17 protein-coding genes and 3 pseudogenes are annotated in these 25,933 nt (G+C 67.8%); 8 read left to right on the top strand and 12 right to left on the bottom strand.

The window, feature by feature from the left end:
- Positions 1-5 precede the first annotated feature (5 nt).
- Together OG446_RS02010 and OG446_RS02005 are read left to right on the top strand one after the other, a co-directional pair.
- On the top strand, positions 6-773 hold the full coding sequence (locus tag OG446_RS02010) for a transposase (protein ID WP_328892365.1): 768 nt from the start codon (positions 6-8) through the stop codon (positions 771-773).
- Positions 774-1,095: 322 nt separating this feature from the next.
- Complete coding sequence (locus OG446_RS02005; protein WP_328892364.1) at positions 1,096-2,031, top strand: hypothetical protein; 936 nt, start codon at positions 1,096-1,098, stop codon at positions 2,029-2,031.
- A gap of 900 nt (positions 2,032-2,931) precedes the next feature.
- Here the strand turns inward: OG446_RS02005 and OG446_RS02000 are convergent.
- From OG446_RS02000 to OG446_RS01985, 4 genes and pseudogenes are all read right to left on the bottom strand, one after another.
- Entirely contained in the window at positions 2,932-4,947 is a 2,016-nt protein-coding gene (locus tag OG446_RS02000; RefSeq protein WP_328892363.1) for an ATP-binding protein, read from the bottom strand.
- 487 nt (positions 4,948-5,434) lie between these two features.
- Positions 5,435-5,739, bottom strand: a pseudogene (locus OG446_RS01995) (hypothetical protein); the annotation flags it as partial.
- 72 nt (positions 5,740-5,811) lie between these two features.
- Positions 5,812-6,565, bottom strand: a pseudogene (locus tag OG446_RS01990) (IS5 family transposase).
- Positions 6,566-6,870: 305 nt separating this feature from the next.
- On the bottom strand, positions 6,871-7,785 hold the full coding sequence (locus OG446_RS01985; protein WP_328892362.1) for an AraC family transcriptional regulator: 915 nt from the start codon (positions 7,783-7,785) through the stop codon (positions 6,871-6,873).
- Between the two features lie 142 nt (positions 7,786-7,927).
- Between OG446_RS01985 and OG446_RS01980 the strand changes: the two genes are divergently transcribed.
- Positions 7,928-8,338, top strand: coding sequence for an organic hydroperoxide resistance protein (locus OG446_RS01980; protein ID WP_328892361.1), 411 nt, complete (start codon positions 7,928-7,930; stop codon positions 8,336-8,338).
- A gap of 279 nt (positions 8,339-8,617) precedes the next feature.
- Here the strand turns inward: OG446_RS01980 and OG446_RS01975 are convergent, their stop codons facing one another.
- The 3 genes from OG446_RS01975 to OG446_RS01965 all read right to left on the bottom strand — a co-directional run bounded on the left by OG446_RS01975 (position 8,618) and on the right by OG446_RS01965 (position 11,339).
- Positions 8,618-9,679, bottom strand: coding sequence for a hypothetical protein (locus OG446_RS01975; RefSeq protein ID WP_328892360.1), 1,062 nt, complete (start codon positions 9,677-9,679; stop codon positions 8,618-8,620).
- A gap of 134 nt (positions 9,680-9,813) precedes the next feature.
- On the bottom strand, positions 9,814-10,677 hold the full coding sequence (locus OG446_RS01970) for a PIN domain-containing protein (protein WP_328892359.1): 864 nt from the start codon (positions 10,675-10,677) through the stop codon (positions 9,814-9,816).
- An 89-nt stretch (positions 10,678-10,766) separates the two neighbouring features.
- Positions 10,767-11,339 (bottom strand): CGNR zinc finger domain-containing protein, encoded by a 573-nt coding sequence (locus OG446_RS01965; protein WP_328898172.1) that lies wholly within the window; start codon positions 11,337-11,339, stop codon positions 10,767-10,769.
- Positions 11,340-11,462: 123 nt separating this feature from the next.
- Here OG446_RS01965 and OG446_RS01960 point away from each other — a divergent pair, with 123 nt between their 5' ends.
- Positions 11,463-12,644, top strand: coding sequence for an MFS transporter (locus tag OG446_RS01960; RefSeq protein WP_328892358.1), 1,182 nt, complete (start codon positions 11,463-11,465; stop codon positions 12,642-12,644).
- Here the strand turns inward: OG446_RS01960 and OG446_RS01955 are convergent.
- The 3 genes and pseudogenes from OG446_RS01955 to OG446_RS01945 all read right to left on the bottom strand — a co-directional run bounded on the left by OG446_RS01955 (position 12,626) and on the right by OG446_RS01945 (position 17,042).
- A pseudogene (locus OG446_RS01955) lies at positions 12,626-13,197 on the bottom strand (Tn3 family transposase). The gene OG446_RS01960 and the pseudogene OG446_RS01955 overlap by 19 nt on opposite strands.
- Positions 13,198-13,629: 432 nt before the next feature.
- Positions 13,630-15,165, bottom strand: coding sequence for a glycoside hydrolase family 43 protein (locus OG446_RS01950; protein ID WP_328892356.1), 1,536 nt, complete (start codon positions 15,163-15,165; stop codon positions 13,630-13,632).
- Positions 15,166-15,362: 197 nt separating this feature from the next.
- Entirely contained in the window at positions 15,363-17,042 is a 1,680-nt protein-coding gene (locus OG446_RS01945; RefSeq protein WP_328892355.1) for a CocE/NonD family hydrolase, read from the bottom strand.
- A gap of 933 nt (positions 17,043-17,975) precedes the next feature.
- Here OG446_RS01945 and OG446_RS01940 point away from each other — a divergent pair.
- The 3 genes from OG446_RS01940 (at position 17,976) to OG446_RS01930 (ending at position 21,207) form a co-directional block, all read left to right on the top strand.
- A complete protein-coding gene (locus tag OG446_RS01940) occupies positions 17,976-19,271 on the top strand; it encodes an ABC transporter substrate-binding protein (protein WP_328892354.1) in 1,296 nt (431 codons plus the stop codon).
- 143 nt (positions 19,272-19,414) lie between these two features.
- Complete coding sequence (locus tag OG446_RS01935) at positions 19,415-20,305, top strand: carbohydrate ABC transporter permease (RefSeq protein WP_328892353.1); 891 nt, start codon at positions 19,415-19,417, stop codon at positions 20,303-20,305.
- Positions 20,305-21,207: a carbohydrate ABC transporter permease gene (locus OG446_RS01930; protein WP_328892352.1), complete on the top strand. Its 903-nt coding sequence runs from the start codon at positions 20,305-20,307 to the stop codon at positions 21,205-21,207. The genes OG446_RS01935 and OG446_RS01930 overlap by 1 nt, the downstream gene beginning before the upstream one ends.
- A gap of 202 nt (positions 21,208-21,409) precedes the next feature.
- On the opposite strand, the gene OG446_RS01925 is transcribed toward OG446_RS01930, so the two are convergent.
- Positions 21,410-21,787, bottom strand: a complete 378-nt coding sequence (locus OG446_RS01925) for an FKBP-type peptidyl-prolyl cis-trans isomerase (protein WP_328892351.1) — start codon at positions 21,785-21,787, stop codon at positions 21,410-21,412.
- A 532-nt stretch (positions 21,788-22,319) separates the two neighbouring features.
- On the opposite strand from OG446_RS01925, the gene OG446_RS01920 reads away from it, so the two are divergent.
- Complete coding sequence (locus tag OG446_RS01920; RefSeq protein ID WP_328892350.1) at positions 22,320-23,363, top strand: helix-turn-helix transcriptional regulator; 1,044 nt, start codon at positions 22,320-22,322, stop codon at positions 23,361-23,363.
- A gap of 377 nt (positions 23,364-23,740) precedes the next feature.
- Here OG446_RS01920 and OG446_RS01915 read toward each other — a convergent pair whose 3' ends face one another.
- Complete coding sequence (locus tag OG446_RS01915; protein WP_328892349.1) at positions 23,741-25,627, bottom strand: AfsR/SARP family transcriptional regulator; 1,887 nt, start codon at positions 25,625-25,627, stop codon at positions 23,741-23,743.
- Between the last annotated feature and the right edge of the window lie 306 nt (positions 25,628-25,933).

Here is a 25,933-nt window from a genome sequence, read left to right as displayed (position 1 = left end):
ACGTAGTGGCTGGTGTGATCACGGCGTCGGAGCCGTCCTGGATAGTCCCGTTCACCGGGCTGAGCCCGCGCCAGTTCGGGAAGTTGGTGACGGTTCTGCGGCGCGAGGGTGCGGACGCAGTCCGCAGGGGCCGACCGTGGAGTCTGCCGTTGGAGGACCGGGCCCTATTGGTCGCGGCCTACTGGCGCACGAACCTGACCATGCGGCAGCTTGCCCCGCTGTTCGGGGTGTCCAAGTCGGCCGCGGACCGGATCATCGGCCACCTCGGGCCGATGCTCGCGCTCCAGCCCTGCAAGCGGTTCGCCAAGGACGCCGTGCTCATCGTGGACGGCACCCTGGTCCCCACCCGGGACCACGCGATTGCCGCGCAGTCCAAGAACTACAGGTACTCCACCAACCACCAGGTCGTCATCAACGCCGACACCCGACTGATCGTCGTGGTCGGCCGGCCGCTTGCCGGGAACCGCAACGACTGCAAGGCATGGGAGGATTCCGGCGCCAAAGCCGCCGTCGGCAGAACCATGACGATCGCCGACGGCGGCTACCCGGGCACCGGACTTGTCATGCCCCACCGCCGCCGCAAAGGCGAAGAACTGCCCGAGTGGAAGCAGGCGCACAACAAGTCTCACAAGCAGGTCCGCGCCCGCGTCGAGCACGTCTTCGCCCGCATGAAGACCTGGAAGATCCTTCGCGACTGCCGTCTCAAAGGCGACGGCGTCCATCACGCCATGCTCGGCATCGCCCGCATGCACAACCTCGCACTTGCGGGATAAGGCAGCAGGCACAGCGGCCAACCATGCCTGAGGCGACCAGAAGATCATTTACGGGACAACCCTTAGCCCCGGGCGCTCCCCGATGAGCGTGGCTGCGGCCCAGCTACGTCAGGCGCTTGCTCCTGCTACGTAGAGCCGTTGTGGCCTGCCCAGGAGACGTTCTCCTTGTGTCCTCGAGCATTGAAGACGCCCAAGGACTTTAGCGCCTTGGCCGTCCCACTCGGGCAAGGGGGCCGGCCGCTGACCGAGTAGCTCTGGCAGTCCGGTTCCTCGATCTCCGGAATCGGTCGCCCAGTACTACAGCGGCGGTTACCGTCCTGACATGGACGATTCGCTCTCATTCGAGAGTTTCTACAGGGGCGCGGTGAAGGCCGCCCACCGAGCCATGGAAGACCATGGGCGCCGAGAGTACGACGAGTTCGCCCTCCATGGTGGAGTCGCTGCCGAGCGGCTCGCCAAGGCCGTCTTGGTCTCAAAACACCCCACCTACCTTCTTGAGACTCGCAACGCCAGCTCGGACATGCTGCTGTACCTCGGTGGCCACTTGGAACTCGAAAGCAAGAAGGTCCGGACGGTGGGCGCCCTCGACGCCGTCAAGCGGGTTCGGCGCCTTGGCGTACTTGGGGTGGACCAAGACCTCGACCAATTGATCGAGCTGCGAAACGGTACTGCCCACTCGACTGTGGGGGACGAGGCCAAAGTACTGTTGCCGTCCCTTGCTCAGAACATCGAGACGATGTTGCAGCACCTCGGAAAGCCGGTGGACGCCTTCTGGGGCCGCTGGGCCAGTGCCGTGAATGCAGCCGTCGACAGACAACGGAGCACCGTCGAGCGAGACGTCCAGCTACGCATCCGACAGGCTCGGCATCTCTTCGAGGACCGGTTCAAGGGGTGGCCGGGAGCCACGCAGTCCAAGGCGAAGATCCTCGGAAGCGGATCCAGTTTCTCCTTCTACCTCGATACGACCGCTCCTGACGCGGACCCGGAGATCGTGACCGTGATTGGAACTGCGGGCTGCCCAGGGTGCCGAGGTACAGCAACGGTGATGGTCGCGCCGGATCCGACTGCCACTGCCACGGATGCCGCTCTGGCCCTCAGCTCTCTTCACTGCTCCTGGTGCCAACTTGAGCTGAATGGGCCAGAGGAGATAAGCGCGTCGGGCCTCGACGTCACGGAACTTCTAGAGGTTGCGACCTTCGCTCTTGACGCTCCCCTGAGCCCACTCTTCGAAGTGGACGACGACAAACAAGTGGGGTGACCCCGTCTCTACCGAAGTCCTGGCGGACCCAGTCGGGGCTTCGGTACCTCTTGGCCCGCGCACGCACCGTCCCGCGCACCCGCGCAAGGAGCCCTCGTGATGCCCGAGCTGATCATGGTGCTGCCGGAGAGCGTGCGACTGACGGACACGAGGAGGCCGTCCAGCGGCTGGCGGAATCCCTGGAGGAGCACGGCGACGTCGAGGGTGCGACCGCCGCAGGCAGCAGACGAACGCTCATGGCCTTCGTCGTGGTCATGTGCACCTTGGTCGGAGCACATGACCAGACGAAGGCCGCCCCCACGTCCGGCGAATACCCAGGCGAGCGAACCCGTTCGATGCACCGTTCGAGGTCGTGGCACCATGTACGGCATGACGACCAACCGAAAGGTCCATGCCGCGTAGACGGCCAGGACGCATCCGGGCCGAAGTCCCGGACCGGCAGCAACCACAGCATTCAAGCCTGGCCATCGACCGCCTCTCCCCGCGAGCACTGTCTGAGATCGTCCGCCTTGAACGCACGCGGAACTACCTCCAGCCGGGAGATACCAGCGCGGCATTGCGCCTGTGGAGGGACTACGTCCACCGCCCCGAACGCGAGCTCTGGCACGACGACGAGTTCGGCAACGTGCACTGGTACTGCTGCGGCAACCCAGTCGAAAGCCGTGCCCTAATCGACGGCGTGATCCGAGCAATGTCGCCTCGCGGAGCCCGCGAACTCCGCAAGATCATCGAAGAGCTTGACGCCTTCATGGGCCCGCCCGACCCAGCCACGGACCGCCGAGGATAGAGAACGAGCTAACCGCATCACCCCGATCGTCCGGGCTGCTCTCGTCCTTCAGCACGCGTCAGCGTGAGGCTGGAATGGGCCCCGTAGCCTGGGGTCTGTCGTCGCGCCTACTTTCACACCAGATCCGCTGCTGCGTCCGTCGACCCCGAGACGCCGGCTCCGGTGTCGCCTGTCTGCCCTTCACGCGGAGCTGGAATAAGAGCATCTGGAAGGTACGGAAGGTGGGAGTGACGCAGGTAGTCGATTGCCTGCTCCACCGACGGGTCATGGTCGAAGTGCTCCTTGAAGTACTGCAGGCGGCCCTTGCTTTCGTCGATCACCTCTGACCACGTCTTGACCCAGACGCGGACGGTGTATTCGTTCTCCTTCAGATCCCAGATGCACCCGCGGGGCCTTCCCGCCTGCCTGGCTTCCGCTCTCAGGACCTTGCTCATCTCTGAAGTGACGAGCCAGAAGTCCCACTCGGCCCGGACGTCCGCGAATTGGGCGTCCTCGACCACGGCGAGCGCGTAACTTTTGATCTGCTGGAGCTCTTTGTCACCCACTTTGACCTTGGGCGCCTTCAACTCCACTACCAGATGCTGCTGTCGGTCGTGCTCGCGCCTGGATCTCGACAGCATGAGGTCGACGATCCCCACCGACCCGTCATCCCGGTACACGGGCTGAGGGCTCCGGTTGTCCCGCCCGATGAGGCCGAGGTGGCGATCGAGCACACGGTTGAGGGAGCGATCGCTCACGAGCAGCTGGTAGTGCTCGCCGAACACCCACGTCTCGTTCTCAAGGATCTTGTGGAGCTGCGACCGCTCCTTGACGAGCTTCTTGACCTCCGGATCGAAGACCATGTGGGAGAGGGCCGCGAGGAAATCCAACCGGTCCGCGACGCTCGTGGACGCTCTGATGATGCTCGACAGGCTTGTACGATTCAGGAGGCGATCGAGCTCCGACTTGTCGTCGCTCGTGAGTCGGAAGACCTCGTCGAGGATTCGGTTCACGTTGCTTGGCTGGTGCTTGACCGATTCGCGCAGCAGGGCGAGCGTGGCCTTTTGATGCTTCGCTGGCCGAGGCATGTGGCGATGAATGGTAGACGCCACGATGTCGAACGTCTCCCGCTCGACCTTCTCGGCCTCGCTGGTTGGCTCGGCACGGTACGGGTAGAGGCCGGCGTCCTTCCACTGGTCGACCACCTCCTTGCGGCGCTCCACGGCCCGCTTCCGAAAGTGCGACCTCAGATGTTCCCGCGTGGCGGCCAGAAGGGATGCCACCGGGCCGTCGGACGCTTCGCCCAGCAGGAAGTCGCCCCGGTGTTCCGTCATCCGGTCCCAGAGGACGTAGGTGGTGAAATCGAAGCCGGGCGCCTGGATCCTGGTTTCCGTGATATCGATGGGGACGCCGAGGGCATCGCACAGGTGGAGCTCGCGATCCACCCGCATGTCCCACTCGATGATCCGGACGACAGCGGTCTCCATAGCACCGTCGTGCTCGAATTCGACGCGCTCCTCGGACTGCGCTTGGATGACCGCAGTGGGGTCGATCTTCTCCCCATCGAAGACGATCTCGACCTTGGGATACCTGGCCAGGTAGGGAGCGAACTCCGTCGTCAGCAGACTCCGTGCGCGATCGGCGGTAAGGCGGTCCAGAACCACCGACTGCCGACCCCAAGCCTCGACCAGCGTTCCCGTGGGCTCTCCTGCGGGCGTGGAGTCGCCGATCTGGAAGTCGTTGCGCGAGGCGTTGTGCGCCGTCACCGTTGTCTTGCGCAGGCCGTCAATTCCCTTGGCGACGGTGGTCCACCTGATGAAGGCGCCGAGTGCGAACGCACGCAGACGGCCTTGACCCGCACGGCCGTGCAGGGGGCGTCCGCCGACCGTCGTGTGGCTGTGCTTCTTCCACGAACCACCGATTCTCTCGAAAGCGGTCGTGCACCCCTCAGGAGTGATGCCCTCCCCGTCGTCCGTAATCATGACCTTGTCCACCGCACCGGTGGCCGACCGCTCAATGGCCACCGTGACCTTGATGGCGTCCGCGTCCAGCGCGTTCCAAATGAGCTCCTTCACGGCTCCCACGGGATCGTGCTCTCTCGCCAGGCGCTCGACATGATCTTCGGCCGCTTCCAGGTGCACACGTCTCATCGCGCCAGTTTTGCAGGACTCGATCACTCTGGGTAGAGGGTTGTCAGCCCTTCGTGAGGCGCTCTACTGGCTCGGTCGTACGCCACCGCCGGTCATGGATTCCTTCACGGTCTGTTGGGAAGCGGTGTCGGAGCTGTCGCGACAGTCTTGAGATCACTTCGGGGCGCGTCGAGTGGGCCACCGGCTATCGGTTCGGTGAGCCGGGCTGACCATCCTCATCTTTGGGTCGCAGCAGACACGTGAGAGATGTCCCGTCGCGGCGGCTCAGTTCGAGGTGTGACGCCGATCGGCGTGCTTGGGAGCAGCTGGCAATTTCCGGCGAGTCGGACTGCCCGGAGGTGCTCCGATGCTGACTTTTGCTGACTTTGATGGACTCGAATGCCTCTGACCTGCGGAAATAGATGCGGATGAAGTGGTGGTGGAACTTCATCGGGCGTTCCCAGGAGGAAATCGAGGAGGCCCGCCAGGCTTGGGCGGAGGGCTCCCGCGGCCGTCCGGGGAAGTTGCGGCCAGCCATCCAGAAGGCGAGGTCGCGGGAGATGTCGTTGATGCTGGTCGCCGTTGTGACCTCGTGCTCGTTGCGGATGGTGTCGCGGCGGACGATCTCGTAGTCGCCTTCGTCCAGGACGGCCACTGAGGCGAACCAGGCGGGGGCTCCTCGTCGGGCTGGACGACCACGAAGGTGTTGTCGGAGTCGTTGAGGTCGCTGATCATCATGAACAGCGCGTCCTCGGAGGGGTCGTCGATGCGGTCGCCGTTCTCGCTGTCGGCGCCGTAGTACTGAGCCCCCATCGTCGTTTCTCCCTCGCTTTGTTCGCCCTGGTCGCGGTCAGCATGGCATGGGGAACCGACAGCCCTGGCCGGTCACAACCATTCGCAGATCGCGGCGATCAGGACGGTGGCCTCGAAGCGGACGGCGAGTTTGTCGAACCTGGTGGCGACCGCGCGGTTGCGCTTGAGCCGGTTGATTCCGCACTCGACCGCGTGGTGGGCCTTGTAGTCCTCGCGGTCGAAGGCCGGAGGTCGCCCGCCGGTCTTTCCTCGCCGCTTGCGGTTGGCGACCTGGTCGGCCGCTTCGGGGATCGTGCACGGGATTCCGTGCTTTCGCAGGTAGGCCCGGTTGGCACGGGAGGAGTACGCTTTGTCGCCTCGCACTCGCAACGGGCGGACACGGGGAGGCCGGGTCCGGTGCGGGGAACCCGGATGCCTTCCAGCACGGCGGCGAACTGAGGGCTGTCCCCGCGTTGGCCTGCGGTGACCAGCACAGACAGTGGCCGCTGGCCCTGTTCGCAGGCCAGATGAATCTTGGTGGTGAAACCGCCCCGCGACCGGCCCAGCCCGTGGTCGTCGGGCTCAGTGCGGGTGGCGCCCGGCGGTTGGTTCTGGGCCTGCCCGTCGCGGCGAGCGCCTGCCGCATGCTGATGGGCCACGCGTAGACCCGGTCCCAGGGCGGGAGGTCCGCCGGCATCGCCCGCCACTTGATCCCGTTGTCGACCAGATACCGCACCGCGTCGACCATCTGCCGGTGGCAGTAGCCCTCCGGCCTGCCTCCCCGGCCGTCCATCCAAGCCGGGGCCGGCAGCATCGTCCTCACCGCGGCCCACTCCGCGCCCGTCATATCCGACGTGTAGCGAGGCCGGCGGCCCGGTTTGTCGGCCGCGTTCCCTAACCTGTGAGCAAGACAGTCACACCCCCGGGGTGAAAAGGCTGGACACCACCGGAACGACCGCGGACAACTGCAACAACAGGGCCTGTCGGCGTACAGGTTGAGGTGCACAAGCGTGTACGGGGACACGTGCACAGCTCCAAGGTCTCGCGCCGTGGGGACCGTCGGATTGCGACTGTGGTGGACAGCGCGCGGTCAGCGGCAGATCAGGCTTGCGTCCAACAGGAGGCCGTGGACGTCAAGGTGTGCTGACCGGACTACCTCCGCGACTGCTGGCGGTACCGACCGGGGGCCAAGCCGTACTCTCGTTTGAACGCTTTGGCGAAGGCGAATTCGGAGGTGTATCCGGTGCGCTGCGCGACGGTCTGTACCGGCTTGTCGCTGTCGCGCAGCAGTCGCGCCGCCAGCGTCATCCGCCACCAGGTCAGGTAGCCCAGCGGCGGTTTGCCGACCAGCGAGGTGAACCGGCGGGAGAAGGCCGCCCGCGACAGTCCGGCTTTCGCGCCCAGCGCTTCGACCGTCCACTGTCCGGCGGGTTCCTGGTGGATATGGCGCAGCGCTTCGGTGATCGCCGGATCGCGGAGCGTCGCGGCCCACCCGGTGGCCGGGCCGTCGTCGGTTTGCTCGTCGAGCCAGGCCCGCAGGATGTACAGCAGCATGATGTCCAGCAGGGCCGATACGACCGCTTCGGTTCCGTGGTCGGGGTTGGCGATCTCGTCGCCGAGCAGGTTGACGGCAGCATGTAGCGGCGTGCGGTGGCCGAGACGTGCCGGAAGGTGGATAACCTCGGGCAGTTCCTCGAACAGCGGATGCGGCCGGGTCTGATCGAGCGTGTACGCGCCGCACAGCAGGACCGTCGTGGCCCCTTTGCCGTCGTCGGCACCGGGTGCTATCTCCCGCAGGGACGCCGAGTGTGCGCCGGTGAGGGACGTCGACGGACTGTCGGCCAGAGCGTGCCCGCAGCCGTGCGGAAGGCACACCACATCGCCCACGCTCAGGGCGATCGCGGCGCCCATCGGCGGGATCAGCCAGCATGTCCCTTCCAGCACCACGTGGAAGCCGGCCCCGGAGAACGGCTCGGCCCGCACTCCCCACGGAGCGTGCTTGCGGATTTCAGTGGAATGCGGGCGCCCCATACGCATGACGCCGATCGCATCGCTGAGTACGTCCATCGTCAGATCGTATCGCGAGGCCGCTACACGCAAGACGACCAGATATGAAACGGAGACGGTGAGCCATGGAGAGCGGCACCTGACCTCCATACGCTGAGTGCGCCAGACAGATTGACCGATCGGTCTACCAGAAGGGCAGCACATGAGCCTGTACACCGCCGTCGCGACCGCGACCGGCCGCGACGGCCGCGCCGTCAGTTCGGACGGCAAGTTGGACGTCGAGATGGCCCTCCAGAAAGAGTTGGGCGGGACCGGAGACGGCACCAACCCCGAACAGCTCTTCGCGGCGGGCTACGCGGCCTGTTTCGCCACCTCCATGCAGCTGGTGGCGCAGAAGAAGGAGATCAGCGTCTCGGGCATGTCGGTCACCGCCGAAGTCGGCCTCGTCCCCAACGGGCAGGGCGGCTTCCAGCTCGAAGTCAGCCTGCGGACGAAGCTACCGGACAGCCTGTCCCGAGAAGTCGGTCGCGCGCTCATCGAGGCCACCCACCAGGTTTGCCCGTACTCCAACGCCACGCGCGGCAACATCCCGGTCGAGCTGCTCGCCGAGTAACCGCCGCTCGCTGAACGCCATCTGGACCGCAACCGCCAGAGTGCGCGATCCAGGTGGCGTCGTCCTACCCGCCTGCCCCACGGCGCGGGGCAACGCCTATTGGTCTTGAGACCAGCTCATTTCGCACCGAGACCCCTGTGTACGTTCGGGCGTACCTGACTGTGCACGTTTGCCTGTACGCCGACGTGGCTGGCCCTGTTCCGAGCGGGAGCCGGGACAGAGAGTGGCCCCCGGCTCCCGCTCGGAACAGGGCGAACGCCCTCGCCCCGTACGTGTTGGTCAGGCCGGCGGAGGAGTCACCAGCTTCGTCGTGCCCGGATCGACGTCGGCCGGGTGCGCAAGGATGGGCAGCTCATCGTCGGGGAGACCGTTGAGCGCGATGGCCGCCTTGCTGAGCAGGTGCGCACCCTGAACGGACTGGCCATCGGCCACCGACGCGTAGAAGCGTGCGGCGTAGGTGATGGCGTCGGTGTCCTGGATGGAGTCGGACATGCCGATCGCGAACGGCACCGTGTCGACCAGCTTCTGCGCCTGGGTCGCGGAATGGCAGGAGTTGAGCAGCACCAGGAGCGGCTTCTCGTCCACCGCCGCGATGGCGCTGGCGAAGGCGTCGGCGCTGACGATGGCCTCTTCGTGGAAGTCGTCCTCTCCCCTCTCAAAGGAGATCAGGTCGTGGCCGCTGTGCCCGGAGAAGTGCACCACGTGCGGCTTGAACCGGGTCAAAGCGTTCAGGAACACGTCGGCGGTCGCGGCCGGATGGGCATCCAACTCCACGAGGTCGCGGTGAGTGGCGCGTTCCACGGCTGCGCGGATCCGCTGCTGCTCCTGACCGACGCGCAGGTCTCCGGCGGACGACGCGCCCAGCAGCAGGATCCGCAGCTTCTCCGGCTTCGGGGCGCGGAGTTCCTTCATCACGATATCTACCTGGCCTTCTGCCGCCGACAGGCGACTCTCGATTCCCTGCTGCTGCGCGGCGGCGATCCGGCGTGCTTCGTCCTCGTCGCGGCGACGCGCCGCTTCGTGGGCTTCTCGTTCCGCCTGCTGCGCCTTGGCCAGCTTCGTGGTCAGGACGGCGATCTCCTTCTCGAGCTTGGCTGCCTTCGCCGTCCAGGTGCTGGCCTGGGTCGCGGCGGTGTTGGCCTCCTTCTCGTAGCGCTGGGCGGTCCGCAGCCGGCTCTTCCCCACGTTGGGGCTGCCGGCCTTCCCGGCCGCCGCCGCCTTCTTCGCGGCCTTGCCCTGCTTGTCCGCCTGCTTCGATCCCAGATCGCTCGCCCGCTTCAGGGCTGTGGCGCGCTCGTTCCTCTTCCGGTCCAACTGGTTCTGGTAGTAGCTGGAGTTCATGCTCGACCCCTTCGTGACATCTACCGACAAGGTAGACGGCAGCACTGACAGTCCTGGTCTGTGCTCGGGGGCGGGCGGCTGATGGCGCAGAGCGGGCCCGGACCGATCGGTCCGGGCCCGCTCTGCGCCATCGGTCAGCCGGGAGTGAGCGCTGATGGTTGCTCTTCCAGCGCCGTGATGGATTTCAGGTACTCGGCCCTGGCGCGGGTGCTGACCTGTTCGATCCGGTACTTGGCCGGCAGCTTGTCGGCGTTCAGGCCCCACGCAAGCGCGCGTGCCCGCATGCCGTTGTCTCCGGTCAGCACGGTGACCTGAACCGGGCCGACGGCCTGCTGGAGCTCGCAGGCACGGGCCACGATCTCGTCGTCGTTGTTCGGCAGCCTCACGTGCTGGGGTTCGTCGAGAAGCACCTCGACCCGCACGCCGCCGGCCATCGCGTGGCCGTCACGCTGATCGGTGAGGGTCTGCTCCAGCAGCCCGAACACGCCTCGGGCGCGCTTACGGATGGAGTCGCTGGTCGCGTAGGACTTCTTGTCGATCTCGTCGACGACGACGTGGGGGATCACGACGACGGCGTTCTTCCCGTACACGCCGGCCCAGGGGATCTTGTCGTACCGGGAGTAGTGCAGCAGGTCGTTGGTGTCCAGGACCAAGGTCCGGCCGCCCTGGTGGTGGGCGTACTTCTCCTTCAGCCGGTACAGCTCGTTGCCCAGCTCCATGAAGTACGTTCGCAGCTCGTTGAGTTCACGATTCAGCAGCTGCGAGAGGCGGTCGGCCGTGTGGCCGCCGAACACGATGCTGGAGTAGCGCTCGCCGCGCATCCGAGCCGGGATGGACCTGTCGGCGAACACCTCCAACAGCTTCTTCGTCGCCGCCAGCGTCCACTGGTCGTACGGATTCACCGCCGCATGCATCGCCTTGATCTGCTCCGTGCGGTGAAGAGCGTCTCCGCTCCCTCCGGGCGGTAGATGCGGGATGGAGTTCTGTACGTCGTTCACCCCCTGCTCCGTCACGTTCTTCAGGAGTTCGAGCGCCTCATCGCACGTGGAGGCACGTCGACCAGCCCGGCGCCGGAGCCGGGAGATGCTCAGCCCCGGGACGCTTTGCGCGCCCGGAAGGCCGCTGCCTTGACTCGGCTTCGGCAGGCGGTGGAGCAGAAGTGGCGGACCGCGTTACGGGATGCGTCCACGTACACGCGGTCGCAGAGCGGGGCCGTGCAGACGCCGAGGCGTCCGGCGAGGTTGCTGCCGATCGCCAGTGCCAGGGCGGTGGCACATCCGGCACTCCATCCCACGGCGAGGCTGTCTTCGGAGCCGTGGAAGTGGACTTGCCAGGGCTCGCCATCGACGCGATCGAGCTGAGGGCGGGCGCCGGCGGTGCCCAGCAGGACGTTTACCAGCTGGGCCGCCTGATCGATGTGGCCGCTGTCGACGGCCTCGAACACCGCCCGCATCTGCTGGGCGGTGTGCGCGAGATAGGCGGCGTGACCCGGTTCGACCGTGGGACGTTGCGACGAAAGCGGTAGCGCTTCGTGCACCGCCTGCGGGAGTTGTTCCCCGTGCGGGGCGGTGTAGGGGCGGCCCTGTCGGGTGCCGTCGGTCAGCGTATTCACGAGGGAGACGGCCGCATCGAGCAGCGTCACAACGTGACCATCGAACATCACTTGACCGGTTACTCCTTGGACCTCTAGCGTGCATGCGCAACCGACGATACCTGCTTCGTCGGTCACGCACGAGAGGGCTTCATGGGGCCTGCACAGGGCGGAAAGTATTTGCCACGCACGGTGCGACTGCTGATTGTGGCGCGGGCGGTGAACCGGCTAGGGGCGTTCTCCCTGTCGTTCCTCACTGTGCTGATCACGACGAGCTTCGGTGCCAGTACCGTCGTCGCCGGGTACATCAGCGCCGCTTTCGGGCTGGCCACGATTCCTTCGCGCCTGGCCGGTGGTCGCCTGGCCGACCGTATCGGTCGACGCCGCACGATCGTGGTCGGGCTGACCGGGTGCGCGGTGGCGCAATTGGGCATCGCCTTGTCCGAGGGCCTGGTGTCGGCAGCCTGCTTCGCAGTGTTGATGGGGTTGGCCTTCGAGATCTACGAGCCGCCCAGCCAGGCGATGATCGCCGATGTTGTGGCGCCCGGTGAACAGGTCCGTGCCTATGGCCTGTTGAACGCGGCCCTGGCCGTAGCCGGCATGGGTGCGGGTCTTTTGGCAGCCGGGTTGGGGCGCTGGGACCTGCGGTGGCTTTTCGTGGTCGATGCCCTTACCTGCCTGCTCTGCGCGCTGACCGTGCATTTTGTCCTGCCCGCGGATCACCACACCACGACAGCGGCAACCCAGCAGGCGACCACCGTCGCCCCCTGGCGAGATCGCTCATTGCTCGTGATGCTCGCGGCAGGGACGCTGTTCGGGGTGGTCTATCTCCAGATCATGATCGCGCTGCCACTGGCCCTGGAACTGCGCGGGCTGCAACCGACTGACGCCGGACTGTTGTTCACCACGTCCGCCCTCACCATCACTGCCGGGCAGCCATTGCTGCGGCTCAATCGACTCGCCACACTCCCGGAACCTGCCGCCTTCGCCGGCGGCTATCTCCTGCTGGCCCTTGGCCTTGCCGGATACGCGCTTGCTCACGACCTGGTTATCTACATCGCGGCAACCATCGTATGGAGCGTGGGCGACCTGCTCCTCGTGGGCCGCGCGTACGCATTCGTCGCACGCCTGGCCCCCGCCGGCGGAAAGGGCCGATACCTGGCGGTCTATGGCACAAGCTGGGGCATCGGCGGGATCGCCGCCCCACTCGCCGGGACACAGCTGCTCGAGCACGCCGGAGCGGCAGGTCTCTGGGGCACGATGGCCTCCGCCTGCCTAGTCCTCGCGGTCCTGCATCCTGCCTGGATCCGCACCGCCGACGACGGCCGCGAACGGAACGCGACGCTCGCGCGGGATCAGGCTGCCTGTCTGTAGCCGTCGGCACCCGACCGGTCGTCGCTGCGCAACGGGCTGAAGTCGACGTCGAGGTGTGGGTGGTACGCCTCGGGCTGGATGCCGAGTTCGTGGGTGGAGCACTCGCCGAACCGTTTGATGTGCTCGGTCAGGTACGGCGAGATGTGGGCCAGGTCTTCCTGGTCGATCTCCCATCCCTCCTGAAGGAGCTGGCGGACGATCTCTGCGATATCCAGGCGTTGTGGAAGATCACCGCGTTTGTGAGCAGGGCGTTGAACTTCATCGTCTTCTCCTGCTCGATAGGGTCGTTGTCGGCGAGGACGCCCTGGTTGCCGAAGCCGACCCACTGGGAGAACCGGTTGAACGACTCCACCTTGTTCGTCGCCGCGGTCACCCGCCGCCGAAGCGGCGCATCCGAGAGGTAGCGCAGCAGCTGCACCGTGCGGATCACGCGGCCGACCTCGCGGAACGCGGTGTAGGTGGAGTTCTTGTGCGAGCCCGACCGCAGCCGCTTCAGCAATGTCGAGGACGCCGCTGAATGCTCTCTGATTCTGCGTGCTCGGGATCCCCGCACGCCCGCACCGCTCCGTGCCGCTCGGTCCGTTCGTTGCTGTTCGGGTATCTGCCATGATGCCGAAGTTCGTCGATCCGTCGCCCATCTTGTCTGTGAACAGTTGGGCGCACTTGCTGCCTGACGTCACCAGGTTCACGCTCTTCGGGTAGCCGCCGGACTCGTGAGTGGATGCCATCGCGAACTCGTCGCAGCCGTGTTACGCAGGACCACGTCCGGGTTAATGACCCGTCAGGTGGGTCCGACGTGGCGAACTTCGGGCCGGCCGAGGGCGACTTTCCTGACACCGGCCGCGAGCCCCCGGCAGCGATGGCGGACAGCTCCTGCCGCCCGGCTGCCGCTACCGCAGCAGGAGAAGCTCCCACGCCAGGTGTGGGCGGTCCCGCGTGCGGCAACCGCAGTCACGCAGGTGTGGCAGGCGGCGGACGCCGAACCTCAGGCGGAGGGCGTCGAGGCGGGGGCGTAGGTGAACCAGTCGAACGAGACCGTGCCCTCGGTGGCGTACATACCGATGACGCGGCCGGTGAAGCCGCAGGCGACCTCGGTGGACAGGTAGCGCCCGTCCAGTTCGGCAAGCGGCCGGGCGTCCGCGGCGTCGGGATCGCCGAGCCAGAAGGCGATGGTGTCGGGGCCGGTGGTCCCGCCGTCGGTGAGTTCGGGTGAGGCGGGTACGAGGCCGGACGTCCGGATGGTGATGGTGAGGTGCAGCGGCCCGGACGGGACCGGCCGGGCGGCCACGGTCTGGCGCAGTGGACCGATCCGGGCAACGACGCCGATCTGTCCGTCCCCGACCTCCAGTTCGTAGTGATGGGCCTCGTCCAGGCGCACACTGAGGCCACCGCGTCCCGTCCCCGGGTCGGCCGCGGCGGAGATGCGGCAGTCGTGGTGTTGCTGGCGACGGCCGACGAAGGTGTACCCGGGGCGGTCGAGGGTGGCCCCGGTGGCCTTCAGGGTCAGCCAGCCGGGGCGCTCGCTGAGCGACCAGGAGTCCGCCGGGCGGCTGAACGGCGAGACCCAGTACGGAGCGAGACCCGGCTCGTCGAAGTCGTCGCGGGCGGGCAGGGACGGAACGGGGTGCCAGGCACCGCCGGGAGCCGGGTGGTGTTCGGGAACGGGTGCGACGACCGGCCAGCCGTCCTCGTCCCATTCCACCGGAGTCAGGAACGTCTCGCGGCCGAGCACGTGCACGTCGGGAGTGAAGCCGCGGGGCCGGACGCCGAGCAGCACCATCCACCAACTGCCGTCGCGAGCCTCGACCAGGTCGGCGTGGCCGGTGTTCTGGATGGAGCGGGCCGTTCCGCTGTGGGACAGAAGCGGGTTGGCGGGTGCGCCTTCCCAGGGGCCGCGCGGAGAGCGGCCCCTGGCGATCGACACGCTGTGGCCGCGCTCGGTGCCGCCTTCTGCGATCAGCAGGTACCACCACTCGCCGATGCGGTAGAGGTGCGGTGCCTCCGGAAAGGTGAGGCCGGTGCCCGACCATGTGGCAAAAGGTCCCTCCAGCACCTCCCCCTCGACCGGGTCGATCCGGGCCATGTTGATGCCCCCTTGCGGCCCGGAGAAGGCGCACCAGCACGTGCCGTCCGTCTCCCACGCCAGATCGGGGTCGATGCCGGGCAAGTCGATCCACACCGGGTCGGTCCACGGACCCTCGGGCCGCTCGGCCGAGACGATGAAGTTGCCGCCGCCGTCCGTGTTGGTGTTGATGACCCAGTAACGGCCGTCGTGGTGGCGGATCGTGGGGGCGTAGAGGCCGCCGGACGCCTTGGCACCGGGGAGAGGCAGCGGTAGTTGCCCGGGCCGGTCGAGCACGTTGCCGATGTGCTCCCAGTGCACGAGGTCCTTGCTGTGGAAGATGGGCAGCCCGGGGAAGTACTCGAAACTGGAGCACACCAGGTAGTAGTCGTCACCGACCCGGCACACGCTCGGATCGGGATGGAACCCGCTGATGACGGGGTTGTCGTACGTATGCACAGAGTGTGTTCCCTTCGAGGTGGCGGGCGCCGTCGAGCGGGCCCGCGGCTGTCCCGTGACCGCTGGGCCGCGTTCCGGAGTCCCGCCCGTTTCGCGACTCCTTGCGAGCACGCGCGCCGGGCGCCACGGGGCGCACCGTCCGGACGGACGGCGCTACTTCCGGAGCACACCTCCGGTGGACGGGATGACCGCCGTGGTCATGAGGCCCACAGCGGCAGGTCGATCCGGGAGGGACGGGCGGTGTCGTGCGAGATCTCCTGCTCGGCACGGACGGTGACCGTGGCGGTGAGGGCTGGTTCGCCGGTGCCGGGGTTGCGGGCGTAACGCGGATGCGCGCCCGAGCTGACCTGGATGCCGATGCGGTGACCGGCCGCAAATCGGTGGAAGGCCGGCCACAGTGGTACGTCGACCTCGGCGAAGCCGTCTTCGTCGGGCTGTGGGTCGGTTGCGGCCGTGCCGGTGCTTCCGATGCGGCGGATGCCGTCGCAGACGGTCATGGAACGGTTGTCGGGGTGCACGTCGCAGATCCGGACGAACACGTCGGCGCTGGGAGCGGAGGAGCGGAACCGGATCCGGGCGACCGGCTCGCCGGCGACGATGACAGCGTCCTCCAGCGGGGCGCTCCGGAAGACGGTGACGTCGGCGCGGCATTCGTGGGCGGCGTTGTCGACCGGCCCCGAATCCGGGTTCAGGCCGGGGCCGCCGACAGCGGGTGTGGGATGGTCGGGGTCGTAGGTGTAGCGGGTGACGCCTCCGGTCGGGGCAGCTGGGTCGAGCAGGCCGGAATCGTGCAGCTGCCAGGACCGCACGGCAGTGCCGGGCGGGGGCCAGGCGGGCAGGTCGTGCCACTGCTCGGCGCCGGTGAGGAAGGTGCGGACGGGCGCGACGCGCCGGCCGGGTACGCCGGCGAACTGCTCCTTGAGGTGCTCGACGGACTCGACGAAAGACGGTCCGGTTCCGCCGGTGGTGTGGTTCCACGGACCGACCGTCAGGCGCGGCGGCCGGCCGGCGGCTGCGAGCTGGGCGTAGTTGCGCAGCTGCCAGGGCAGGAATATGTCGTACCAGCCGGTGCTCATGTAGACGGACGCGGTGACGTCGGGAACCGACGCGGTATGCGACTGCTGAGTCCAGTACGCGTCGGTGGGATTCTCGTGGGTGAGCCAGTCCTGGTACCAGCTGATCGGCTGCCCGGTGGCGGCGCTGTCACCGGCCCCCAGCGGCAGCACGTCGAAGGCCTTCTCCAGCTTTCGGTCGGGCAGAGGGATGAGGCGCAGCAGGGGCATGAGGCCGCGGCGGCCCGGCAGGCACATCGACCGCGACCAGCCGAGCGCGTTGCGCAGCGAAAAGGCACCGTTGTCCCAGGTGATCGCGCCGAAGTCGGGCATCGTGTTGATCAGACAGAGCGCGTCCGGTGCACGGTCAGGATCCTCGCGCTGCATCTGCCCGGCCACCGCCCACTGCGTGTAACCCAAGTAGCTCGGCCCGTACGTCGCGACCGAGCCGGTGAACCAGGGTTGCTGTCGTACCCACCGGTGGGTGGTCATGCCGTCACGCTGCTCGTCCAGTTGGGGCGCGAATGTCCCGCTCGATCCCGCGGTGCCGCGGCAGCTCTGGACCACGACGGTGAACCCCTCGCGGGCGAGCGCCGGTGCCTGGGTCAGGCTGCTTCGACGGCCGTAGGGGGAGCGGATGACGATGGTGGGCAGCGGCGGGTTCACCTCGCCGACGGGCGTGTACAGGTCGGCGGTGAGTTCGACACCGTCCTCCATGGGCACGCACAGACCGCGCTGCACCGTGTAGTGGTACGGGCCTGGTGTGACGTCGCGGAGCTGTCTGGTCTGCAGCCAACGGGACAGTCGTCGGCGGATCCCGGTCATTGCGTGTCCTTCGATGTCGGCGCGGGGCGGGGCGGCGGACCGTTGGGCGGGGACGGCATCACGCGGGCGTTCCCGGGCCGGCAGTGCGTCCGCCTGGCGTGGCGGTCTGCGGCGGGGCAGGGGCATGGCGGTGCCTCGCGGCTGGGCTCGGATGATCTCGATCTGTGCGTCGGAGAGCTCCGGTCAGGCGCTCGGCCCTGCGCGCTGCGCACGGCAGTGCACGTCGCAGGGGCGGGACGGCAGTGGCCGGCCGTGCGGGGGCGAGGTGTCCCGCCTCGTGCGGGCCCGGAGTTGAGGCCCGCACGCCGGTGCCGGCATCGACGATCACGATCGACATCCGATCCGAACCCCCCTGCGCTGGGCCAGTAGTTTTGATACAAAATTGCCTGCCGTCAAGGGTTCGCGGTCCTTCGGGATTCCGTGCAACTGCAAGAACTCCACTTCTCGTTGAGACCGCCCATGCGCAGCGGGAGAACGTGGCGGCGGCCTTTGGGCCTCAGGCTTCGAGGGATCGCGCCCGTCCGCCCCGACCTGACGGCTGATCACGGGACGTCGTCGAATGTTTCGAAAGGCGACTCCGGACAGCCACTCGCAAGTTTCGAAAAACTTTCGGAAACAAGTCATTGACTGCCGCTCCGCGCCGAGCGCATACTCCGAGCGATCGAGCCCTCTCCGTAACGGAGATGACTCCGTACGGTCACCTCCGTCCCCTGGCACGTCCACACGCGCATGCCTGGAGTCGGGAAGGTGAGGGTCTGTAGTGATCGTCGCGAATCCGCGTACGTGACGGACGCCCACGGCTGCTACGGACCCAGTGCCACTTGAACACTGGATCAGCGCGCGTACGAGATTCTTGGTGCCCCAACAGGCCATTAATTTGCGCGAACTATCGCATTCATTGTGTCTATGACGACAGATCAGGGAGTCTCCACGATGACGAGGGACATACGCAGAGCCAAGGTTGTCGCGATCGGCTTGGGCATCGCACTGGCTGCCACCGGCTGCGCCGGCGGCAGCGACGACAGCGGCGGCGGTTCGTCCGGTGGCAAGGTCACGCTGACTCTCTGGGAGAACGCGCAGCCCGGGCCCGGTGAGGAGTACTGGCAGGCAGCCGCGAAGGCTTACCACAAGCTGCACCCGGACGTCACGATCAAGATCCAGGCGATCCAGAACGAGGACCTCGACGGCAAGCTGCAGACCGCCCTCAACTCGGGCTCCGCGCCGGACATCTTCCTTCAGCGCGGTGGCGGCAAATTGCAGGCCATGGTCGACGCCGGCCAGGTCCAGGCGCTCGAACTCAGCGCCGCTGACAAGGCGAACGCGGGTGCGGCAGCTGTCGAAGGCTATTCGGTCGGCGGCAAGGTCTACGCGATGCCGGTCGACACGCAGCCCGAGGGCATCTACTACAGCAAGGACCTGTTCAAGAAGGCCGGCATCGCCTCGACGCCGACGACGATGGACGAGCTCCAGGACGCCGTCGCGAAGCTGAAGGCGATCGATGTCGCGCCGATCGCGGTCGGTGCCAAGGACGCCTGGCCGGCCGCGCACTGGTACTACAACTTCGCCCTGCGCGAGTGCAGCCAGGACACCATGCTGAAGGCCGCCAAGTCCCTCGAGTTCACCGACCCGTGCTGGACCAAGGCCGGCGAGGACCTGGCCTCGTTCCTGGAGGTCAAGCCCTTCCAGAAGGGATTCCTGACGAACTCGTCGCAGCAGGGCGCCGGGTCGTCCGCGGGCATGCTCGCGAACCACAAGGCCGCCATGGAGCTCATGGGCAACTGGAACCCCGGGGTGATCGCCACCCTGACCCCGGACAAGAAGCAGCTTCCTGACCTGGGCTGGTTCCCCTTCCCCGCCGTGGACGGCGGCCAGGGCGACCCGACCGCCCTCATGGGCGGTCTCGACGGTTTCTCGCTCTCCAAGGACGCGCCCAAGGAGGCCTACGGCTTCCTCCAGTTCCTCGTGACCAAGGACCAGCAGAAGGCCTTCGCCAAGGCGTTCCTCACGATCCCGGTGAACAAGGATGCCCAGGAGGTCGTCACCGACTCCTACAACATCTCGGCACTGCAGGCCTTCAACAAGGCCGCCTACTCGATGATGTTCCTCGACACCATGTACGGCCAGAACGTCGGCAACGCCATGAACACCGCCGTAGTGAACCTGATGGCGGGCAAGGGCACCGCCGCCGACATCGCCAAGGACACCAACGCCGCTGCCGCGAAGGGCTGAGTGCGCAGACGATGAGCAATACCCTGGGTACTGACACGGCCACCGGCCGCCAGTCGCAGGGCACGCCCGGAATCGGGGATGCGGCCGGGCCCGCATCCCCGATTCCGCCGCGAGCGGCCGCGCGCCGCCGTGGCCGTGCCAAGATGCGACTCGAGATCGCGATCCTGTCCGGACCGGCGATCATCATGTTCCTGACGTTCGTGATCTTCCCGGTGGCGCTGGCCGCGTTCTACGGCTTCTACCGGTGGAAGGGCTACGGAGCCCCCACCGACTGGGTCGGCCTGGACAACTACAAGCTGATCCTCACCGATCCCGCCTTCCAGCAAGTCCTGTGGCACACCTTCCTGATCCTGGTGCTCTCCCTGCTCATCCAGGGCCCGCTGGCGATCGTCCTCGCGCTCCTGCTCAACCAGAAGATCCGTGGCCGCTCGGTCATCCGCGTCCTGATCTTCGTGCCCTACGTCGTCTCCGAGGTCATCGTCGGCACCGGCTGGAGTCTGCTGCTCCAGACGAACGGCGCGGTGAACGATCTCCTGCAACACGTCGGCCTGGGCTCCCTGCAGGCCGAATGGCTCTCCGACCCGGACCTGGCGCTCTGGACGCTGATGGGCATCATCTCGTGGAAGTACATCGGCTTCGCGGTGATCCTGATGCTTGCCGGCCTGCAGTCGATCCCCGAAGAGCTCTTCGAGGCCGCTCAGATCGACGGCGCCTCCTACTGGAAGATCCAGCGCCGCATCACGCTGCCGCTGCTGGGGCCGACCATCCGCATCTGGGCGTTCCTGTCGATCATCGGCTCGCTCCAGCTGTTCGACCTCGTCTACATCATCTGGGGTCCATACATCGCGGGCACCGCGGGCACCTCGACCATGGCGATCTACATGATCGCCCAGGGCCGCAACGCGGGCAACTACGGCTACGGCAGTGCCATCGCGGTCGTGATGTTCCTGATCTCGCTCATCGTCGCGCTGGTCTACCAGCGCTTCGTCCTGCGCCGCGACCTCCAGGGCGCCGTCACCGAAGGAGGCGCCTGATGGGCGCGACGACCGCCAACGACTGGCTCTCCTCCGACACGGAGCCGAAGACGCCCAGCGGCCGTCGCGACCCCCGTGACAAACCGCAGAAGTGGGGGAACCCGTTCACCTACTTCATCGCGCTGCTCTTTATCGGGGTCTGCGTCGCACCGGTGCTCTTCATCGTGCTCGGAGGATTCCGCACCAACTCGCAGTTCACCACGAGTCCGTCCGCGCTGCCGGACCCCTGGGTCCTCGGCAACTACGCCGACGTACTGACCTCGACGACGTTCTGGGGTGAATTCGCCAACTCCACCATCGTCGCGCTCGTGAGTACCGTCGGCATTGTCGTCCTCGGGCTGATGGTGAGCTTCGTGATCGCGCGCTACGACTTCAAGCTCAAGGGCGCGATGTATTCCCTGTTCGCCGCCGGGCTGATGTTCCCGATGGTCATCGCGATCACCCCTCTGTACATCGTCATCAAGAAAATCGGCCTCGTCGACAGCCTGTTCGGCGTCATCATCCCGCAGATCGCGTTCGGCCTGCCGACGACCGTCATCATCCTGGTGCCGTTCCTCAGGGCCATTCCCAACGAGATCGAGGAGGCAGCCGCGATCGATGGTGCGAGCCGACTCGGATTCTTCTTCCGCATGGTCATCCCGCTGTCGCTCCCCGGTGTGGTGACCGTAGGAGTCCTGGCGTTCATCGGCAGCTGGAACAACTACGTGCTGCCTCTGTACGTCCTCAACTCGGACGCCTACTTCACTCTGCCGCTCGGTGTCCAGGCGTTCTCCTCGCAGTACTCCTCGGACACTGCGAAGGTCCTCGCGTTCACCTCACTGGCCATGCTGCCCGCGCTGGTCTTCTTCTCGATCTTCGAGAAGAAGATCGTCGGTGGTCTCACCGGTGCCGTGAAGGGCTGAATCCGGTACCGGGATGCGCACCTGCCCGTCTCACACCTGCCCCCGCCGTGCCTCCGGCGGGGGCAGGCCGCTGACCGGCGGGATTGTTCGGCCCCCGGAACGCCCCGTCGCCGCTCGAGGAGCAGACGGCCGAAGAACGCGGCCTGCGGCGAGGATGCCGCGGAGGCGGGTGGGGAGCGGATGCCCGTTCGTCGGGCCCTCCTCAGACCACGGAGAGCAGGTCCACCACGAAGACGAGCGTGGAACCCGCTGGGATCAACGGCGAGGGGGACTGGTTGCCGTAGCCGAGGCGCGGGGGAACGATGATCTCGCGCCGGCCGCCGACCTTCATCCCCCTGATTCCACGGTCCCAGCCCTTGATGACCCTGCCCCCACCCACGGCGAACTTGAACGGCCGGCCCTCGTCCCAGGAGGTGTCGAACTCCTTTCCGGACGCGAAGGTGACCCCGACGTAGTGAACGCGGACCACCCTGCCCGGCTTCGCCTCGGGGCCGTCCCCGACGACGAGGTCCCGGACGGTCAGCTCCTGGGGCGCCTCACCCTCCGGACGTTCGATCTCGGGCTTCCCCGGTTCACTCATCGCAGTCTCACTACTCTCCGCCGGAATCGGACCGGTGTACATCAAACCCCACGGAGTACAGCGCGGCGTGACCGGTCGCGCCGCGTCTTCGGTACGGCCATGGCGAAACCCGGACCGGTTCCGCGGATTCCCCTGACGCCCGGTGCGCCCTGGCTAGCGGAGCAGAGAGGGGAGGCGGGGCCGGGCGCGTTCGTCCCGGCCTCCGACTCGGTCCAGCGGGGCAATCGCGCCGGCCGGTCACCAGTGAGGTGTGGGCACGGCCGGTGTGTCGTCATCGTCTCTGCGCACCGGCCGTGGCGGCTGGTTGAGCACGTCGCGGGCCGTGCCCCCGTCACCACCGGCGCGGTGCCGCCGGGAGCGGAACCGGCCCCCGAGAAGGAGAGTGAGGAGTCCCAGGAACAGGGTGATTGCCCCTTTGATTCGTTCCACGGTGATTCCTTCCAGGGGGTCTGGGAATATCTACCGCGCATCTGAACAATAGACATCTGTACGGGCGGGGGCGGAGCCATCTGGCTGATGAGGGGTGGGCGCCATGGGTGAGGACGGCCAGTTACCGGGTCGTGGCGGGGCGGCCGGCAGGACGGTGTCCGGCGCGCAGTTGTCCGAGGATGCCGTCCGGGTGTTCCGGTGGGTCAGTGACCAGGGATCGTGCGACGCGAAGACGCTGGGCCCGACGCTGGGGCTGACGGAGGACAGCGCGGCCTCGGCGGTGGCGACCCTGACCGGACTGCTGCTGCTGCGTTACCTGCCCGAGGATTCCGACCGGCTGGTGCCGGTGGCCCCGGACGCGGCCATCGCCGCGCTGGTCGCGCCGAAGGAAGCGGGGCTGCGCCGGCAGCTCGCCGAGATCGACCAGCTCCGGGGCGAGCTGGCCCTCCTGACACCGTTCTACGCGGAGAGCCGGCGCCGCTGGCAGGGGCGGCCGCCGCTGACGGAGGTCACGGACCTCAAGACGGTCGTGGGCATGATCACCGAGGCGACCATGAGGTGCCGGCAGGAGGTCCGCACCTGCCACCCCGGAGGGGGCCGCTCCCCGACGCTGCTGGAGCAGGCCTTCATCCAGGACCGGGACATGCTGCGCCGCGGCGTGCGGATGCGCACGTTGTACCAGCACACGGCCCGCTACCACCTGCCCACGCAGGAGTACGCCCGGCGGATGACCGACGAGGGCGCCGAGATCAGGACGATGAGCGAACTGTTCGGCCGTATGGTCGCCTTCGACGGGGAGACGGTCTTCATTCCGCACCAGGACGATCTCGACGCGGCCATCGTCATCCACGAGCCGTCCACGGTGGCGTACCTGTGCGCCACCTTCGACCACACCTGGTCGCTGGCCGAGCCCTACCATCCCGCCTGGACGGAGAGTTCCGCGCGGGACGAGGTGAAGCAGGCGATCGTGCGGCTGCTGGCGGAGGGCATGAAGGACGAGATGGTGGCCCGGCGCCTGGGGATGTCGTTGCGCACCTGCCGCAAGCACATCGCCGAGATCATGGAGCAACTGGGTGCGGCCAGCCGCTTCCAGGCGGGCTATCTGGCCCGGGTGCAGTCCTCCGCCCCGGCCCCGGGCAGCGCCTGAGCATCGCATCGCGGCCGTCCGCGCCCGACCGGACGCGGACGGCACGGCTGCCGCTCTCCCCGATCGGGCCGGAGGCGGCCGGCAGGCTTCCCCGGAGGAGGCATTCGCGGTTCGGGGAGGATGGCCGGATCCGGCGTCGGCGTGCCTCGGCCGACGCGGTCCTCGGGCGTGTTTCGGACGTAGCGCCGTCCGCCCGGAGGGCGGGCTCGGCGGCGTCCGGTGCGTGCGGTCGCAAGGCGGAGGGTCGCCCCGATACTGGTTGTACCGGGGTGATCCCGACAATGCGGCGGGCAAGGGGGCCTCCTCTGCTCGAGCGAAGCCGATAGCTCGGGGAGGTGCCAGGCGTCGCCGAGCAGGCGGGACTTCCGAATCACGCCCTAGCACGGCGTTCCCGGACGGGCCGCCTGCTCCCGTGCGAACAGCAGGGTCAGCCAGGGGAGTTCGTAGCGCACGGGCTCCGGGTCCGCCCCTCGGTGCGCGGTCACCTCCGGACAGGACGGCGGAGCCAGGACGCCGACGTCGATCAGGCCCTCCAGGGCGCGCTGCGTCTCCCGTCCGTCCAGGCCCAGGGCGCGGGCGGCGGCGGGGAGGGAGAAGGCGGGGGCCGGCAGCGCGGCCAGGGCGCGGAGGGTGACCCGGGCGGGGCCGGGCAGCCGCGCCCAGGTGCCGGCGAGACGGGCGCGGACCCCGAGGCCGCCGGACGAGAGTTCGTCCAACGCCTCGGAGGGGTGCTCGAGGCGGTCCGCGTACTGTCCGAGCGGCATGTGGCGCAGCACGGAGAGGCGGTTCCCGCCGGCCCGCAGGGCGAGGGGGAGGAACCCGGTGGCGGCGACGATGCGTTCGGCGGCGCTGTACTCCGCCGCCAGCCGGGCCTGGCCGATGATGCGGCCGAGGAGGTGCAGGGCCTCGTCGGCGGACAGTGGCGGGAGTTCGGTGCGGGACGCGGACTCCAGACAGGGCAGCCGGCTCCGGGAGGTGACCAGCGCGGCGGTGGGACCCGACGGTGGCAGCAGCGGGCCGAGTGCGGCGGCGTCGGGTGCGTCGTCCAGGAGCAGCAGGACCCGGCGCCCCGACAGCCAGGACCGCCAGGCGGTGGCGGCCTCCTCCCGGTCGGTGGGCAGCCGTTCGGCGCAGCCCAGGGAACGGGCCAGCTCCGTGAGCACCGATGACCACGGCCGGGTGGACCCGTCCTCCGCGCACAGCCGGGTGGCGACCACGCCGTCGGGGTAGCGGGCGGCGAGGTGGTGCGCGACCTGCACGGCGAGTGCGGTCTTGCCGATGCCGGCCGGTCCGGTGAGGAGAACCGGAGGCCCGCCCTCGCAGCCCAACTGGGCGCTGAGGGCCTCCCGTTCCCGCGCCCGCCCGGTGAAGTCGGAGAGGTCCGGCGGCAGCAGCCGGGCCCCGGTGGGGCCGCCGCGCGGCCGGGACGGGGCGGCGCTGTCCAGCACGCAGCGGTAGGCCGACTGAAGCGCCGCACCGGGCTCCAGGCCAAGCTCCCGGGAGAGCTGTTGGCGGCAGTCGTCGTACGCGGCCAACGCCTCCGTTCTGCGGCCGACCCGGTGCAGTGCGGTGACCTGGGCGGCGCGCAGCCGTTCCCGCAAAGGGTGCCGGCTCACCATCTCGTCCACGGTGTCGGCGACCGGGGCGGGCTCGCCGGTCTCCAACTGCGCCTCCGCCCATGCCTCGTACACGGCCAGCCGGCGGGTGTGCTGACGGTCCACGGCGGCGCGCAGCACATCGGCACGGGCCGCGAGATCGCTGAAGGGCGCATGACGCCACAGGTCCAGGGCCCGGCGATACAGGAGGGCGGCACGGCTCGGCGCACCCGCGCGCAGCTCGGCATCGCCGTGCCGGGCCAGTTCGTCGAACCGCAGGCTGTCGCACTCGTCCGCGGTGAGGTGCAGGACGTATCCGCCGGGGCCGTGGCGGAGCCGGCCGAGGTCGCCGGGGTCGAGTACCCGGCGGAGGTTCGAGACGTACACCTGGAGGTTCTTGCGGGCCGTGCGCGGTGGATCGTCCGGCCAGAGGGCGTCGGTCAGTTCCTCCAGCGACACCGGTGTGTTCGGACGGGTGAGGAGAACCGCAAGGACGAGACGTTGCTTGAGCGGGCCGAGCGGCAGAGGCAGGCCGCCGCGGGAGGCCCGCAGGGGGCCGAGGAGGTCGATGCGGAGCAGAGCGGTGCCGCGACCGGCCGCGTCGGCGCGTTCTCGCGGAATACCGGGGTCAGCCTCTCCGGTGCGGATTTCGGTGAACGTGTCGGTCATTTTCCTCAACCCCTTCCCCAGCCGGTGTCGTCGGAATTCGGGGAAGAGAGAGCAATTGCGTGCACGAAAGCCTCCGGGGTGCGGTCGGGGGGGTGAGCGAATCCGCGAGGAGCCGTGAATGCTTCGGGAATTCGAGAGAATTCCTTCCGTTCTTCACAGCATGGTCACAAGTCGGAGGCGGGGCCATGGGGCCGAGGATGGCTCAAGGTGCATGCAGCAACGCACCCGTAGGGATAAAGCGGCAATACCTGCATGGAACAGGGTGAAACGCCAGGCTGGGTTCGGGACCCCGCACACCCGGCCGGC

The sequence above is a fragment of the Streptomyces sp. NBC_00236 genome, assembly GCF_036195045.1.
GTDB lineage: Bacteria > Actinomycetota > Actinomycetes > Streptomycetales > Streptomycetaceae > Streptomyces.
Note: the sequence above shows the minus strand (reverse complement) of the source record. Positions and strands in the feature narration are given on the sequence as shown.

What these genes read in the sequence shown, in the direction of transcription:
- OG446_RS02005 (WP_328892364.1), top strand. Translation starts at nt 1,096, where the DNA reads ATGGACGATTCGCTCTCATTCGAGAGTTTCTACAGGGGCGCGGTGAAG.
- OG446_RS02000 (WP_328892363.1), bottom strand. Translation starts at nt 4,947, where the DNA reads ATGAGACGTGTGCACCTGGAAGCGGCCGAAGATCATGTCGAGCGCCTG.
- OG446_RS01985 (WP_328892362.1), bottom strand. Translation starts at nt 7,785, where the DNA reads ATGGACGTACTCAGCGATGCGATCGGCGTCATGCGTATGGGGCGCCCG.
- OG446_RS01980 (WP_328892361.1), top strand. Translation starts at nt 7,928, where the DNA reads ATGAGCCTGTACACCGCCGTCGCGACCGCGACCGGCCGCGACGGCCGC.
- OG446_RS01975 (WP_328892360.1), bottom strand. Translation starts at nt 9,679, where the DNA reads ATGAACTCCAGCTACTACCAGAACCAGTTGGACCGGAAGAGGAACGAG.
- OG446_RS01965 (WP_328898172.1), bottom strand. Translation starts at nt 11,339, where the DNA reads ATGTTCGATGGTCACGTTGTGACGCTGCTCGATGCGGCCGTCTCCCTC.
- OG446_RS01945 (WP_328892355.1), bottom strand. Translation starts at nt 17,042, where the DNA reads ATGACCGGGATCCGCCGACGACTGTCCCGTTGGCTGCAGACCAGACAG.
- OG446_RS01940 (WP_328892354.1), top strand. Translation starts at nt 17,976, where the DNA reads ATGACGAGGGACATACGCAGAGCCAAGGTTGTCGCGATCGGCTTGGGC.
- OG446_RS01935 (WP_328892353.1), top strand. Translation starts at nt 19,415, where the DNA reads ATGCGACTCGAGATCGCGATCCTGTCCGGACCGGCGATCATCATGTTC.
- OG446_RS01930 (WP_328892352.1), top strand. Translation starts at nt 20,305, where the DNA reads ATGGGCGCGACGACCGCCAACGACTGGCTCTCCTCCGACACGGAGCCG.
- OG446_RS01925 (WP_328892351.1), bottom strand. Translation starts at nt 21,787, where the DNA reads ATGAGTGAACCGGGGAAGCCCGAGATCGAACGTCCGGAGGGTGAGGCG.
- OG446_RS01920 (WP_328892350.1), top strand. Translation starts at nt 22,320, where the DNA reads ATGGGTGAGGACGGCCAGTTACCGGGTCGTGGCGGGGCGGCCGGCAGG.
- OG446_RS01915 (WP_328892349.1), bottom strand. Translation starts at nt 25,627, where the DNA reads ATGACCGACACGTTCACCGAAATCCGCACCGGAGAGGCTGACCCCGGT.